A 14,425-nucleotide genomic window follows, 5' to 3' on the forward strand; every position below is an offset into this window, starting at 1 on the left:
GGATAGGAGATCATGATGTCGCATTCCGTTTCCCTTACATTCCCTGATGGCTCCGTCCGCGAGTTCGTCGCCGGCACGACCGGCCGCGACGTGGCCGAGTCGATCTCGAAGTCGCTGGCCAAGAAGGCTGTCGCGATCGCACTCGACGGCGAACTGCGCGACCTTTCCGATCCTATAGCTGACGGCAAGATCGAGATCGTCACGCGCGAAGACAAGCGCGCGCTGGAGCTTATCCGCCACGACGCGGCCCATGTGATGGCCGAGGCCGTGCAGGAATTGTGGCCGGGAACGCAGGTGACCATCGGTCCCGTCATCGACAACGGCTTCTACTACGATTTCGCCAAGAACGAGCCCTTCACGCCCGATGACCTGCCCGTCATCGAGAAGAAGATGAAGGAGATCATCGCGCGCAATAACCCTTTCACCAAGGAGGTTTGGTCGCGCGACAAGGCGAAGGAGGTCTTTGCCGCCAAGGGTGAGAGCTACAAGGTAGAACTCGTCGACGCGATCCCCGAAGGGCAGGACCTGAAGATCTACTACCAGGGCGACTGGTTCGACCTCTGCCGCGGCCCGCACATGGCCTCGACCGGCCAGATCGGTACGGCCTTCAAGCTGATGAAGGTGGCCGGTGCCTATTGGCGCGGCGACAGCAACAATCCGATGCTGACCCGCATCTACGGTACTGCGTGGCATACGCAGGAAGAGCTCGACCAGTATCTGCACGTGCTCGCCGAAGCTGAGAAGCGCGACCATCGCCGTCTTGGGCGCGAGATGGATCTCTTCCATTTCCAGGAAGAGGGCCCGGGCGTCGTCTTCTGGCACGGCAAGGGCTGGCGCGTGTTCCAGAGCCTCGTCGCCTATATGCGCCGGAGGCTTGAGGTCGACTACCAGGAGGTCAACGCGCCCCAGGTCCTCGACAAGTCGCTCTGGGAGACCTCGGGCCATTGGGGCTGGTACCGCGACAACATGTTCAAGGTGACGGTTGCCGGCGACGAGACGGACGACGACCGGGTCTTCGCGCTGAAGCCGATGAATTGCCCCGGGCACATCCAGATCTTCAAGCATGGCCTGAAGTCTTACCGCGAACTGCCTGTCCGGATGGCTGAATTCGGGGCCGTACATCGTTACGAGCCGTCCGGTGCGCTGCACGGCCTGATGCGTGTCCGGGGCTTTACCCAGGATGACGCGCACATCTTCTGCACCGACGAGCAGATGGCCGCCGAATGCCTGAAGATCAACGATCTGATCCTCTCCGTCTATGAGGACTTCGGATTCAAGGAGATCGTCGTCAAGCTTTCGACGCGGCCCGACAAGCGCGTCGGCTCCGACGCGCTCTGGGATCGTGCCGAAGCGGTGATGACGGACGTGCTGAACACCATCGAGGCGCAATCCGAGGGCCGCATCAAGACCGGCATTCTGCCGGGCGAGGGTGCCTTCTACGGACCCAAGTTCGAATACACTCTGAAGGACGCGATCGGCCGCGAATGGCAGTGCGGAACGACCCAGGTCGATTTCAACCTGCCGGAGCGGTTCGGTGCCTTCTACATCGACAAGGATTCGGAGAAGCGTCAGCCGGTGATGATCCATCGCGCCATCTGCGGTTCGATGGAGCGGTTCCTCGGTATCCTGCTGGAGAACTATGCCGGCCATATGCCGCTCTGGATCTCGCCTCTGCAGGTGGTGGTCGCAACGATCACCTCGGACGCGGACGACTACGGCCGCGAGGTCGCGGCACGTCTGCGTGAGGCCGGGCTTACCGTCGAGACCGACTTCCGCAACGAGAAGATCAACTACAAGGTCCGCGAGCATTCGGTGACGAAGGTTCCGGTGATCGTCGTCTGCGGCAAGCGTGAGGCGGAGGAGCGTTCTGTGAATATCCGGCGGCTCGGCTCCCAGGCGCAGACGGCGATGTCGCTGGAGGAGGCGGTCGCTGCGCTCTCGAGCGAAGCGCTGGCGCCTGATCTCAAGCGCAGGGCGGAACGGAATGCCCGGGCGGCCTGAGGGCCGGCGGTGGTTTTGAAGTGTGATGGCGCACGCCGGAACGGACGTGCGTCATCTTGTCGGAACGCGAAAGAGTCGGTCGGCCCGGGTTTCCACGGGCGTTCCCGCCGTTAACCATGGCTCTTAATCGGCCTTACATGATCGGACGCTAAAGAAGGAGGCGCAGCGCATTGCGCGGACATGATGTCTCCTGCAGTCCGACAGGCATGGCCCTTCAATTCTCGTCCGCAGACTCATCATGTCGTCTAATTCCGCCGACCGGCGCACGCAGGCCCAGACGTCCGTCATCGTCACCGTGACGATCTGTTTCGTTGTGATCGCTTTGTTGCTGACGGGTCTCATGGCCCATGTTGTCGTGACGATGACGCGCTCCGCAAATAAGATCGATGACGCAAGGGCCGGTCACGCTGCACAGATAGCGCTTGCGGCTTTTGCCAGCCGCCTGAGCGCGACCGTCACGGACAATGCCGTCTGGGACGAAGCCTATGAGGCGGTCGGCTCGGTGGCTGCGGAAGACTGGGCCTATGACAATTGGGGATCAACCTCGAAAGACTATGCGCTTTACGATGGCGCCATTCTCACCGGGCCCACCGGTACGATTGTTTCTGCCTACAGGAAGGGCGAGCCGTTCGAGCCGCGCGCCTATTTCGGCGAAGCCTTCAATCGCCAGATCCAAACCGCGGGAAAACCCGGCCAGTCTCCATTGCTCAGCTTTTTCAAGACTGAAGACGGCGTCGCGCTGGTCGGGTCGGAAGCGGTCCAACCCTATCAGACGAGCGCGAGTGTTTCCCGGTTCAGTGTCCTGACCTTTTACAAGCTATTGACGCCCGAAGTTATCGCCACACTGTCCAGCGAACACGGGCTTGACGGGCTGCGCCTCCAGGATGGACCGCCACCGGGCCTTGCCTGGCCAAGCGCCGCCCCGGGAAGCGTTGTCTTCAACGAGGTCTATCCCTATGTGGCCTCTGCCGCCGCCATTCTGGTCGTGTTTCTGGGGGGCGTCCTCTTTGTCGGCGCATCCGAAGCGCGGCGCCTCCATCGCTTGGCGGAAACAGCTCGGTTTCAAGCGAACCACGACAGCCTGAGCGGATTGCTCAACAGGCACGGACTTCTGGACTTCCTGGAACGATCGGAGCCTTCGGCTTCTTCGATGCTATCGCTCTATCTGATTGATCTGGATGGCTTCAAGGCCGTCAACGACGCCTGGGGTCATGCGGTGGGCGATGCCCTGATCCGCCTCTTCGCGAAGGCGCTGCCGGCCTGCCATCCGGAGATCGTCGCCGCGGCGAGACTGGGTGGCGACGAGTTCGCCATGGTACAGGTCGGACCCGCGCCGCATGGTGAAATCGAGCGCGCGATACTTGCGCTTCTGGTCGAGCCTTTCAAGATAGACGACCGCACGATCGAAGTCGGTGCGAGTATCGGGACAGCCGTCAGGACGGACGATATCGCCTCGTTGGAACTGCTCCGCCGGGCCGATATGGCTCTCTACCGCGCCAAGGAAAACGGCAAGGGCCAGGCGGTGCAATACGACTTGGAACTGGACCGGGAACGCCAGCATATTGCGGAACTCGAAGGAAAGTTAAGGAGCGCCATAAGCACTGGGCTCATCGAGCCCGCCTTTCAGCCGCTCGTCTCTGCGGCGACGGGAGAGATCATCGGTGTGGAAGCATTGGCGCGCTGGCCGAGCCCGGCCGGAAACATCAGCCCTGAAATATTCATCCCGCTCGCCGAGAAGTCCGGCCTCATCGACGCGCTCGGAGTGCATATGCTGCGCACGTCGGTTCGGCATGCCAAGGACTGGTCTGGCCTGGCACTTTCGGTCAACGTCTCGCCGATTCAGCTCTGCAATCCCGACTTCGCCGCCCAGGTGATTGCCGTCCTCAAGGAGTTCGACTTCGATCCGAGCCGCCTGACGCTGGAAATAACCGAGAGCGTACTGATGACGAGCCCCGATCAGGCGCGCCGGTCGATCGATCATCTGAAGTGCTCCGGCATCAAGTTCGCTCTCGACGACTTCGGTTGCGGTTATGCGAGTATCGGTGCCTTGCGGCAGTTCGGCTTCGATCGCATGAAGATCGACCGCTCGCTCGTGTCCGGCGTGGAGAATGCCGTCAACGGCATAGAGGTGCTTCGTGCAACAATCTCCTTGGCGACGGCCCTCGATATCCCCGTCACGGCCGAGGGGATCGAGAACGCTCGTCAAGCGGCGATACTTCGGGAGACCGGCTGCGACTAATTGCAGGGGTACCTGGTCGGCAAGCCCATGTCGGCCCGCGACATTTCTATCAGATTGCTTCATGAGGCTTCGGCGGCTTGAACCTGCTGCGCCTAAATAAGTGCCGCCAACGGGGCGGATTCGAACTACCCCTACCTTCCCGCAACGTGAATGCATTGACGCCGAGTGAGCTCGTTGCCGTCAAGCCAGGCTGCAGATGTCGTCAATCCTGGGCGCTGGCGTTCGCGGTCTCGTCGGGCGCGACATTGCCGTTCAGCAGGACTTCCACATCGGTATTGACGCCGGCCTTCACGGCAAAGTCGCGCTGGTAGATCTTGTCCTTGTTGCGCGCCACGGCCGTGTAGCTGCCTTCCGCAAGCACAAGGGTCGGAAAGGCGCCGACGCTTTCGCTGACGACGTCGCCCGACGAGGTCAGGATCGACCAGGCGGTGTCGGCGATCGCCTCGCCGCCCGCTTCCGAGACGAGCTTCAGTGTCAGCTTCGCGGCGCGATGCTGGATCGTCGCTTCGGTCAGCTTGCCAGCCTCCACCTGAATATCGGCGCGGATCACCGCATTGACCGAGCCGTAGTCGGAGACGACGTGATAGGTGCCGGCGCCGAGCCGGACCACCGTGCTGGGCTTCACGTCGGCGACGATCAGGGCGCGCTCGCCGTCTTCCTTCTCATCGGAGGAGAAGATCGAAAAGCTGAGCTCGGTCGGTGGAATACGCACATCGCTGCCGGAGACGGCGTTCAGCATGACACCGCCGGCATCCAGCACCAGGACCTGTTTGTCCAAGGCGCCTTGCTCGGGCACGCGAATTTTGCGGGTGGCCGCCGCGCGACCGAAGGCGACGTTGACGAAATACTCGCCGGGCACGAGATTGAAGGCCGTGGAGCCGCCTTCCGAGGTGGCCAGCAGCGGCAGTTTCCCGTCGCCACCGGGGATGGGGCTGAAGACCCGCCAGGTCAGGCCCGACTCGAGCGCCTGGCCGTCTTTCGTCAGAAGGGCCTCGAGTTTCACGTCCTTCAATTCGCCGTTCTGCGTGGGATCGCTGACGAGCGGGTTGAAGCTCGTAAGCTTTGGCATCTTTCGGCTGCCGGAGATCGACGGAAAGCTCTTGAAGGCGTCGGTCGCGTCTTCGGCTAGCGCTCGCTCCGCACCGAAACCGGCGAGGGTGATCGCCAAGGCGGTTCTCAGCAGAATACGAGTGCGGATGCGCATGAGGACAGTTGACTTCCTGACTTGATGACTCCACTTGAGACGCCGGTATGGCATTTTCGTGGCTGTCGATCCGGCGGCAAGTTAGTGGAATTCGCTCGATATGAAAACCGAAATTAAGCTCGTCGACTATCTCGCTTCCCGCAGGTCTATCCCGGCCTTCCAGATGGGATCGCCGGGGCCGGGCAGGGCCGAGGTAGAGGAAATGCTGAGGCTCGCCACCCGCGTGCCGGATCATGGCAAATTGGCGCCCTGGCGCTTCATCGTCTATCGCGGCGAGGAGAGGGCGCGGATCAGCGGCGAGTTGAAGAAGATGGCGCTTGCCGCCAGGCCGGATCTCTCGGAGGAACTGATCAAAGTAGAGGAGACGCGGCTGACGCGCGCGCCGGTCGTCGTCGCCGTCGTCAGCAAGGCTGCGCCGCATTTCAAGATTCCGGAATGGGAACAGATGATGTCGGCCGGCGCCGTGTGCCTCAATCTGTTGATGGCAGCAAACGCGCTCGGCTATGCTTCCAACTGGCTGACCGAATGGTACGCCTTCGACGAGAAAGCCTATCCGCTGCTGGGCGTGGCGCCGGGCGAAAGGATCGCTGGCTTCATTCACATAGGCACGGCGATGGTGCCGCCGACCGAGCGGCCGCGGCCGGAACTGGCCGAGATCGTCACCTGGGTCGGGGAAGACGCCTGATGTTCTACGAAACGGCTTCCAATCAGCACGGCTTGCCGCACGACCCCTTCAAGGCGATCGTGTCGCCGCGGCCGATCGGCTGGATTGGCACGCGTGCCACGGACGGTGCGTTGAACCTCGCTCCCTATTCCTTCTTCAATGCGATCAGCGACCGGCCGAAGCTCGTGATGTTTTCATCGAGCGGCTACAAGGATTCGGTGCGCAACATCGAAGCGACCGGTGAGTTCACCGCGAGCTTCGCCAGCCGCAACCTGAGCGAGGCGGTCAACATGACCTCGATGGCGGCGCCGCATGGCGACAGCGAGTTCGAGATCGCCGGATTGACGCCGGTCGGGGGAACGCTCGTCAAGGCGCCGTTCGTCGGCGAGGCGTTCGCCGCGCTCGAATGCCGAATGACGGAGATGTTCCAGCCGAAAGGCCTCGATGGCGCGGCGTCAGACAGCTATGTCGTCATCGGCGCGGTCGTCGGCATCCACATCCGCGACGAGGCGATCCGCGACGGCCGGTTCGATGTGACGGCGGTGAAGCCGCTCGCGCGCCTCGGCTACATGGACTATTGCGATGGCGGCGATGTCTTCCAGATGACGCGTCCAACCCGCTAAATTTGGCCCAAGACTTAGGTTTCCCGCAGCGCCCGCGCTTCGGCGAGAAGATCGATCTGCAACGGTGAGCGGGAAGCCACGGCCGAGAAGCCGTTTTCGAGGCTGTTTGTCCATAGCCGTCGCACCGACGCCTCGTCGACGGGGTCGGCCGGCAGCATGTCGTAGGCCGCGACGTCGGCCTCCCGGGCCCGGAGCACCACCGCGGCGCGCCCGGCCCGGACGACAGCCGGCACATCGCCTGTCCCGGTGACGCGCTGGCAACCGCACGCTTCCGCGAGAGCGGAGGCGTCGAATATCAGTGCCGAGAGGCGCGGGGAAACGCCTGCCATCGCGTGAGGCGAGAGCACGCTTTCAGCAACCGTGGCATATTCCGCCAGCAGCGCCGTTCGGCCCTGGGGCATGCCCGCGCCCGCCTCGGCGACTTTCAGCATCACATCGAGCTTCTGGATATCGGCCGGTCCCCGGCACGCGGTCAGCACGACGCCGTCGATATCGGCGAGGAGCGCTGAAAGACCCTCGACATCGGTGGCGTCCGCCGGCCCGATCCGCGCGAGAAAAAGGCAGGCCGACTGCCCGTTGCCGGGGTGTCGCAGGCGTGGCCGGCTTTGAAGCGTCGTCGCATCGACAACGATCGCTTGAACGGCCTGCAGCACCTTCTCGGCGGGAAGCTGTTCGCCTGCCGCGAGATACAGAAGAGGCTTCATGGTTTGTGCGCGGTTAACGGACATGGTGAACCAATCTTAAACCTTTGACCGCTAATATTCGGACATTGGGGCTGTCGGGTGTCTAGTGGGGCATAGGTGATCATACAAGCATTTCTTGCTGGGTGGAAACGGCGAGAACCGGCGATCGCGCACGCGCGGCCAATGCGCTTGGGCGAGCCTATGCCCGGGCCGAGATGAACGGCCTGGATCGGCATGCGGCCGAAATGGCGATGACCTTCCTTCTGGACGATCCTTCGCCAAGGGTGCGCCTGGCGCTGGTCGAAGCCCTGGCCGATTGTCCGACGGCACCGCGAGCGGTCGTCAGGGCGCTGGCAGAGGATCAGCCCGAAATCGCTTTCGCGGCAATCGCCCGTTCGCCAGTGCTTACCGATGCGGATCTCGTCGACCTCGCGGCGCGCGGCACTGCGGAGACGCGTGCGCTGATCGCGGCTCGGGGCGCCGTGTCTTGTTCCGTCGCCGCTGCGATCGCCGAGATCGGCGACGAGGAGGAGGTTTCGATTCTCCTCGAGAATACCGGCGCCGTGCTCTTGCAGGGTTCTCTCAGAAGGATCGTCTACCGCCTCGGGCATGCTGCATCGGTGCGTGACCGGCTGCTGGCTCGCGCCGACCTGCCGAGCGACGCGCGGCATGCGCTTGCCGAGAAGATCGGTGCGGCGCTCTCGGCTTCCGGGCTCGTCCAGGCGGTCATCGGCTCGGCACGCGTGGCACGGGTCACGAGGGAGGCATGCGACGCCACGGCACTGGCAATGACGGCAGTCGCGTCGCCGAATGACTTGTCCCAGTTGGTCGCCCATTTACGCGAGACAGGGCGCTTGACGCCTGCTTTTCTGATGAGCGCGCTCTGCAGTGGCGCCACGGAATTCTTTACCCTGGCGGTGGCCGATCTTTCCGGTCTGGCGGAAAAGCGTGTGCGCTCGATCCTGTCCGGGGGACGCGTCCACTCGATCCGCGCACTCTTTCAGAGCGCCGGCCTGGCGCGCGATATCAGCCAAGCCTTCGCTGATGCCGTTCTGTATTGGCAGGCTCAGGCGGGCGAGGGCGAGCCCGCTTCGCTCGCCGCTCTCCTCGAGCGCCTTCGTCGGAACCCGTCCTCAACGTCGGCCTCCGTCGCAGAACTCGTGGAACGACTGGGCTTTGCCGAACAGCGGCAAGTCGCCCGGGACTACGCCCTACTTGCTTCGCGCCAGGCAGCCTGATCGGAACCTCAGTCGCCGAACCGACGCGCCACCCAGGAATAGCCGTCTTCCACATAGTGCGCCGGGGCACTGACGATCGCTTGCAACTTCTCGCGGTCCGGCACCGCGCCGCTGAGCCATGTCAGGGCGCGCTTCGGCAGGCCGGGTTTTTCCTCCTGCTTTGCCGGAGGCGTTGCCGCTTGCTGCGGCGCTGCGTTGACCTCCGGGGTGGCCGTGGGCGTCTGATCCTGGTCGGCGGACGCCAGGTCCGTCCCCGACGTTTCGCATACGGCAACGACGACCGGATAGTTCCTGTTGGAGAATTTCGGCAGTTCCTTTTGCGATTCCGTGTCGCATTGGGCGATCGACGGCCAGGTGCCGTTCACGGTCGAGATGTAGTGGCATTGCGTGACATTGTCATCGCAACCGAGGATTGTCATGACGATCAGGGCGGCTTTCATGTCTTGGGTCCGTTAGAAGTCTCTTGCTCTTATCTTATGGAGCTTCGATTGTTTCCGAAGTACGGCAAAGTAGCCGCCCCACAAAACAAATTGTTTCTGTTCGTCACTCGGATTGATTGCAAGTCTTCCTGCGCTGTTTGACGTATTGGCGCCGTTCGCCATCGAGGATAGTTTTCGTCCTGGTCGCCCGCATAGGCGACAGATTTGCGTTGAGGTTTTGGAATGACCGCCATCACTATTGCCGAGGAGCCGCCGCGCCAGCCGCCTGTCCTCCGCCTGCTCGAACTTTCCGATGCCTATGCGGCATCGCTTTATCCGGCCGAAAGCAACCATATGGTCGATGTCTCGGCTCTGGAAAAGCCGACGGTGATCTTCTTCGTCGCGCGATCGGACGGCGAGATCGTCGGCTGCTGCGCGCTGGTGGAAGCCGGCGATGGCACGGCGGAGATCAAGCGGATGTTCGTCGATCCTGAGGCGAGGGGACTGAAAGTCGGCAGACGGCTTCTTGCCGCGATGGAAGCCAAGGCGGAAAGGCGCGGCCTGACCGCGATCCGCCTCGAAACCGGCATCCACCAGCCGGAGGCGATCGGCCTCTACAAGTCGTCCGGTTATGTGGAGCGGCCGCCCTTCGGCAGCTATCTGGCTGATCCGCTGAGCCTGTTCATGGAAAAACGGGTGGGAGCGGCGACTTGAAGCAATTCTAATTTTGCCCCTCATCCGGCCTGCCGGCCACCTTCTCCCCGCGAGCGCGTCGATGAGTGGCGGCAATGACCTCCGCCACTCTCAAATATCCAGATTGTCGGCAAACACGGCGCGCTCCTGGATGAAGCGGAAGCGGGCGTCGGCCTTCGTTCCCATCAGGTTGTCGACCGCCTCGCGCGTGCCCTCGAAATCGACGTCGTCGATCTCGACCTTGAGCAGGGTCCGGTTGGCCGGATCCATGGTCGTTTCCTTGAGCTGAGCCGGCAGCATCTCGCCCAAACCCTTGAACCGGCCGATCTCGACCTTGCCGCGGCCGTTGAATTCGGTGCGCATCAGTTCTTCGCGATGCGCGTCGTCGCGCGCATAGAGCGTCTTGGAACCCTGGCTCAACCGATAGAGCGGCGGCACGGCGAGGTAGAGGTGACCGCCGCGAATGAGTTCCGGCATCTCCTGATAGAAGAAGGTGATCAGCAGGGAGGCGATATGGGCACCGTCGACGTCCGCGTCGGTCATGATGACGACGCGCTCGTAGCGGAGATCTTCCTCGCGGTACTTCGACCGCGTGCCGCAGCCGAGCGCCTGGACGAGATCGGCGATCTGCTGGTTGGCACCGAGCTTCTCGCGGCCGGCGCTGGCGACATTGAGGATCTTGCCGCGCAGGGGCAGGATCGCCTGGTTGGCGCGGTTGCGCGCCTGCTTGGCCGAGCCGCCTGCCGAGTCCCCCTCGACGATGAAGAGTTCAGCGCCTTCCGCGGTGTTCTGCGCGCAGTCGGCAAGCTTGCCGGGCAGGCGCAGCTTGCGCACCGCGGTCTTGCGGTTGACTTCCTTTTCCTTGCGCCGGCGGACGCGCTCTTCGGCGCGCTCGATGACCCAGTCGAGAAGCTTCGCGGCTTCGGCCGGGTTGTCGGCGAGATAGTGGTCGAACGGGTCGCGCAGGGCGTTCTCGACGATGCGCTGCGCCTCGACGGTGGCGAGCTTGTCCTTCGTCTGGCCGACGAATTCCGGCTCGCGGATGAAGACCGAGAGCATGCCTGCCGCCGAGATCATCACGTCGTCGGTGGTGACGATCGCGGCTCGCTTGTTCTGGGTGAGCTCGGCGTAGTTCTTCAGGCCCTTGGTCAGCGCGATGCGCAGGCCCGCCTCGTGCGTGCCGCCTTCCGGCGTCGGGATCGTATTACAGTAGGAGTGGATCTGCTGGTCGCCGCCATACCAGGTGACCGCCCATTCGAGCGAGCCGTGGCCGCCGGATTTTTCCGACTTGCCGGCGAAGATCTCGCGCGTGACGGTGAACTCCTTGCCGAGTGTCGCGGCCAGATAGTCCTTGAGGCCGCCGGGGAAATGGAACACTGCCTTTTCCGGAGTCTCCGAACCTTCCGGCAACAGCGACGGGTCGCAGGACCAGCGGATCTCGACGCCGCCGAACAGATAGGCCTTGGAGCGGGCCATGCGGAAGAGCCGCGCCGGTTCGAAGCGGGCATGCGGGCCGAAGATCTGCGGGTCTGGATGGAAGCGGACCTTCGTGCCACGGCGATTGTGCACTTCGCCGAGCTCCTCGAGCCCGCCCTGCGGAATGCCGCGGGAGAAGCGCTGGCGATAGAGCTTGCGGTTGCGCGCCACCTCGACCTCGAGCGAATCCGACAGCGCGTTGACGACGGATACGCCGACGCCATGCAGGCCGCCCGAGGTCTCATAGGCCTTGCCGTCGAACTTGCCGCCGGCATGCAGCACCGTCATCACCACTTCGAGCGTCGACTTGTTGGGGAACTTCGGGTGATTTTCGACGGGAATGCCGCGACCGTTGTCGATCACCGTCAGGAAGCCGTCGGCGTCGAGGTATACGTCGATGAAGTTGGCGTGGCCGGCGACGGCCTCGTCCATCGAGTTGTCGATCACCTCCGCAAAAAGGTGGTGCAGGGCCTTCTCGTCCGTTCCGCCTATATACATGCCCGGCCGGCGGCGCACCGGCTCCAGCCCCTCGAGGACCTCGATGGCAGAAGCGTCGTAGTCGCTGCCGTCGCTCCCCTTCGGCGCGGGTCGCGGCGCGTCACTGCCGGCGGCAGGCGTCGTCGGTTTGCGCGGCGCGCCGGCGTCGGCAGGCTTGGGCTGCAAGGGCATGGCGGAGAAGAGGTCGCTGCTGTCGTCCATGGAGTGGTTCAGATCATTCCTGTCGTCTGTGTCGGCAAGGCCATAGCAAGAGCTGAGCGCTGCCGCCATCTCTTGCCGCGCGAATCACCGGAATTCTGCCAGAGTCTTGCCCAAAGCGCGAACAAAAGGCGAATTTCCGATGTGTCAGAAGGCGAAATGGCCCGGGAACGCGACGAATTGCTCGCTTCAGTGTTGCGTGGCGAATGTCCCGATGGCAAGGCATTGGCCGAACGAGGGAGCCCGTCGGGTGTCTATGTCCACAACTGTTTTCTCCGTCCGATTGCTGGTCGCCGCGGTGTTTGTTTCAAGCGTCGCCACCTCCGCCGCAGCCAAGCCGCTGCAGCCCTACAAGGATGCATTGTTCGGCTATCCCGCAATCCTGCGGGAGGACGACGGCGGCGATTTCCGCGTTGTCGATTATCAGGAGCTCAGAGACATCAACGGGCGCGACCAGATTCCGGAGCGCCGTGTCAAGCGGGCCTATGTGTCGCTTGGCGTGAAGAGTTCGCAGGTGAACGAGACGCTTGATCTCGGTGGTCGATCTCTCGACGTGACGCGCGTCGGTCCGGACCGCGGCGCGGCCTTCACGGTGATCTTCATCCATGGGCGCGGCGGTGACCGGCGCCTCGGCGCCAACGATTTCTCTTTCGGCGGAAACTTCAACCGCCTCAAAAATCTGGCGGTTGGCAATGGCGGTACTTACTATGCGCCGAGCGTACGCTCCTTCGACGCGGCCGGCGTGGCCGATATCGCGGCGCTGATCCGCTTTGCCGCCGAGCAATCCGACGGCCGGCCCGTAGTGTTGTCCTGCGCCTCTATGGGCAGCTTCATCTGCTGGGGCATCTCGCGCGATCAAAAGGCCACGGCGGCGCTGAGCGGCATGATGGTGATGGGCGGCGTCGCCGATCCCGCGTTTGAAGAGAGCGCCGCTTACAAGGCAAGACTGCCGATGCTCTTCAGCCATGGGAGCAACGACAGCGTCTATCCGGCCGAGGCACAGCTTGCACTCTATCGCTCCCTGAAGAACAAGGACTATCCCATTCGGTTCGTGCTGTTCGAGACCGGTTCGCATGGGACGCCGGTGCGCATGACCGACTGGCGGAATGTGTTGAACTGGATTCTTGATCGTTAGCCGAGCGCTCGGGCCGCATTTTTGGAAAAGTGAGCATGGAAAAATTTGAAAGCTGGGGGCGGCTCGACAAGCGGCCCCAAGGCGCCATCTCGCCGGACGACTACGAGGACCGGCTCGGCGCGGTCGCCCCCATGGCCTATCTGCCCTTCGGCAACGGGCTGAGCTATGGCGACGTCTGCCGCAATGATCGCGGCACGCTGATCGACATTGCGAGGCACGGCCGCATCCTGGCCTTCGATCCGGGAACCGGGATGATGACCTGCGAGGCCGGCGCCACGCTGCGCGACATTCTCGTCCAGGCGATACCGCATCGCTTCTTCCTGCCCGTGACGCCGGGCACGGGTTTTGTTACCGTCGGCGGCGCCGTCGCCAACGACGTTCACGGCAGAAACCATCATGCCCGCGGCTCCTTCGGCAATCATATTCGGCGCCTGACGCTGCTGCGCTCGGATGGCGAGCGCCTGACCTGCTCCGCCGAGGAGAATGCCGAGCTCTTCGCCGCCACGATCGGCGGCCTGGGCCTGACTGGCCTGATCCTCGACGTCGAGCTGCGGCTGATGAAAGTGCCGTCGCCGCATGTCCAGCAGCATGCGATTCGCTTCGAAAACCTCGATGAGTATTTCGCGCTCGTCGATCGTGTCGGTGAAGAGCACGAATATTCCGTCGCCTGGATTGATCAGCTCGCGAGGGGCCGACGGACGGGAAGGGGTGTGCTCTGGGCTGCGGACCATGCGGATGCGTCCTGCGAATTCCCGGATCTCCCCAAGGGACTGAAGCTCTCATTGCCCCTTTCTCTGCCGTTCAATCCGCTGAATTCCCCGGCGCTGAAGGCACTCAACGAATACCGCTTTCGCAGAGAGGTGCGGGGGGAAACGGTTTCGACGATACAGTGGACGTCCTACTTCCATCCGTTCGACCGGCTCGGTGCCTGGCATCGGCTTTACGGACGCCAGGGTCCTTGCCAGCACCAAAGTGTCTATCCGGTAGAGAATGCCAAGCAGACCACAGTTCGGCTCATGGAGACTGCCCGCAAACACGGCCACGCCTCCTTCCTGACGACCATGCACCGTTTCGGAGACACCGCAGGGCGAGGCTTACTCTCCTATCCTCGGCCGGGTTTCTCGCTGACCTTGGACTTCGCCAATCAAGGGGAAGCGACCGTCAAATTGCTCGATGATCTCGACCGGATTGTCGTCGAGGTCGGCGGCGCGGTGAATCCAAGCAAGGACCTCCGCATGAGCCCCGACGTTTTCGAGGCGTCTTTCCCTTCGTGGCGAAAGCTCGAAGCATGGCGCGATCCGGCCTTGGTCTCGGATTTCTGGAGACGCACCGCGCTCGCGCTCAACAGATGAGG

10 protein-coding genes and 2 pseudogenes are annotated in these 14,425 nt (G+C 63.1%); 8 read left to right on the forward strand and 4 right to left on the reverse strand.

The window, feature by feature from the left end; genetic code table 11:
- The first annotated feature begins 15 nt into the window (after positions 1–15).
- Positions 16–2,001, forward strand: coding sequence for a threonine--tRNA ligase (gene thrS, locus N181_RS29105; protein WP_037400427.1), 1,986 nt, complete (start codon positions 16–18; stop codon positions 1,999–2,001).
- 238 nt (positions 2,002–2,239) lie between these two features.
- Positions 2,240–4,321 (forward strand): annotated as a pseudogene (locus tag N181_RS29110) (bifunctional diguanylate cyclase/phosphodiesterase).
- A 121-nt stretch (positions 4,322–4,442) separates the two neighbouring features.
- Here N181_RS29110 and N181_RS29115 read toward each other — a convergent pair.
- On the reverse strand, positions 4,443–5,444 hold the full coding sequence (locus N181_RS29115) for a hypothetical protein (RefSeq protein WP_037400430.1): 1,002 nt from the start codon (positions 5,442–5,444) through the stop codon (positions 4,443–4,445).
- A 100-nt stretch (positions 5,445–5,544) separates the two neighbouring features.
- Here N181_RS29115 and N181_RS29120 point away from each other — a divergent pair, with 100 nt between their 5' ends.
- Positions 5,545–6,129: a nitroreductase family protein gene (locus N181_RS29120; protein ID WP_014328127.1), complete on the forward strand. Its 585-nt coding sequence runs from the start codon at positions 5,545–5,547 to the stop codon at positions 6,127–6,129.
- A complete protein-coding gene (locus tag N181_RS29125) occupies positions 6,129–6,731 on the forward strand; it encodes a flavin reductase family protein (protein WP_014328128.1) in 603 nt (200 codons plus the stop codon). The genes N181_RS29120 and N181_RS29125 overlap by 1 nt, the downstream gene beginning before the upstream one ends.
- Before the next feature lie 14 nt (positions 6,732–6,745).
- Here N181_RS29125 and N181_RS29130 read toward each other — a convergent pair whose 3' ends face one another.
- Complete coding sequence (locus tag N181_RS29130; protein WP_037400433.1) at positions 6,746–7,459, reverse strand: aldolase/citrate lyase family protein; 714 nt, start codon at positions 7,457–7,459, stop codon at positions 6,746–6,748.
- A gap of 72 nt (positions 7,460–7,531) precedes the next feature.
- Here N181_RS29130 and N181_RS29135 point away from each other — a divergent pair.
- A pseudogene (locus N181_RS29135) lies at positions 7,532–8,652 on the forward strand (DUF2336 domain-containing protein).
- Between the two features lie 8 nt (positions 8,653–8,660).
- Here the strand turns inward: N181_RS29135 and N181_RS29140 are convergent.
- Positions 8,661–9,092 carry a hypothetical protein gene (locus N181_RS29140; RefSeq protein ID WP_037400454.1) on the reverse strand — a complete coding sequence of 144 codons (432 nt, stop codon included), beginning with the start codon at positions 9,090–9,092 and terminating at the stop codon, positions 8,661–8,663.
- 222 nt (positions 9,093–9,314) lie between these two features.
- Between N181_RS29140 and N181_RS29145 the strand changes: the two genes are divergently transcribed.
- The gene (locus N181_RS29145) at positions 9,315–9,785 is read left to right on the forward strand and encodes a GNAT family N-acetyltransferase (RefSeq protein WP_037400458.1); all 471 of its coding nucleotides are present in this window, start codon (positions 9,315–9,317) and stop codon (positions 9,783–9,785) included.
- Between the two features lie 90 nt (positions 9,786–9,875).
- On the opposite strand, the gene parE is transcribed toward N181_RS29145, so the two are convergent.
- The gene (gene parE, locus N181_RS29150; RefSeq protein WP_037400485.1) at positions 9,876–11,939 is read right to left on the reverse strand and encodes a DNA topoisomerase IV subunit B; all 2,064 of its coding nucleotides are present in this window, start codon (positions 11,937–11,939) and stop codon (positions 9,876–9,878) included.
- A gap of 211 nt (positions 11,940–12,150) precedes the next feature.
- Here parE and N181_RS29155 point away from each other — a divergent pair, with 211 nt between their 5' ends.
- On the forward strand, positions 12,151–13,071 hold the full coding sequence (locus N181_RS29155; RefSeq protein ID WP_162267722.1) for an alpha/beta hydrolase: 921 nt from the start codon (positions 12,151–12,153) through the stop codon (positions 13,069–13,071).
- A gap of 29 nt (positions 13,072–13,100) precedes the next feature.
- On the forward strand, positions 13,101–14,423 hold the full coding sequence (locus tag N181_RS29160; protein ID WP_037400460.1) for an FAD-binding oxidoreductase: 1,323 nt from the start codon (positions 13,101–13,103) through the stop codon (positions 14,421–14,423).
- The last annotated feature ends 2 nt before the right edge of the window (positions 14,424–14,425 follow it).

The organism is Sinorhizobium fredii USDA 205 (assembly GCF_001461695.1).
GTDB classification, from domain to species: domain Bacteria; phylum Pseudomonadota; class Alphaproteobacteria; order Rhizobiales; family Rhizobiaceae; genus Sinorhizobium; species Sinorhizobium fredii.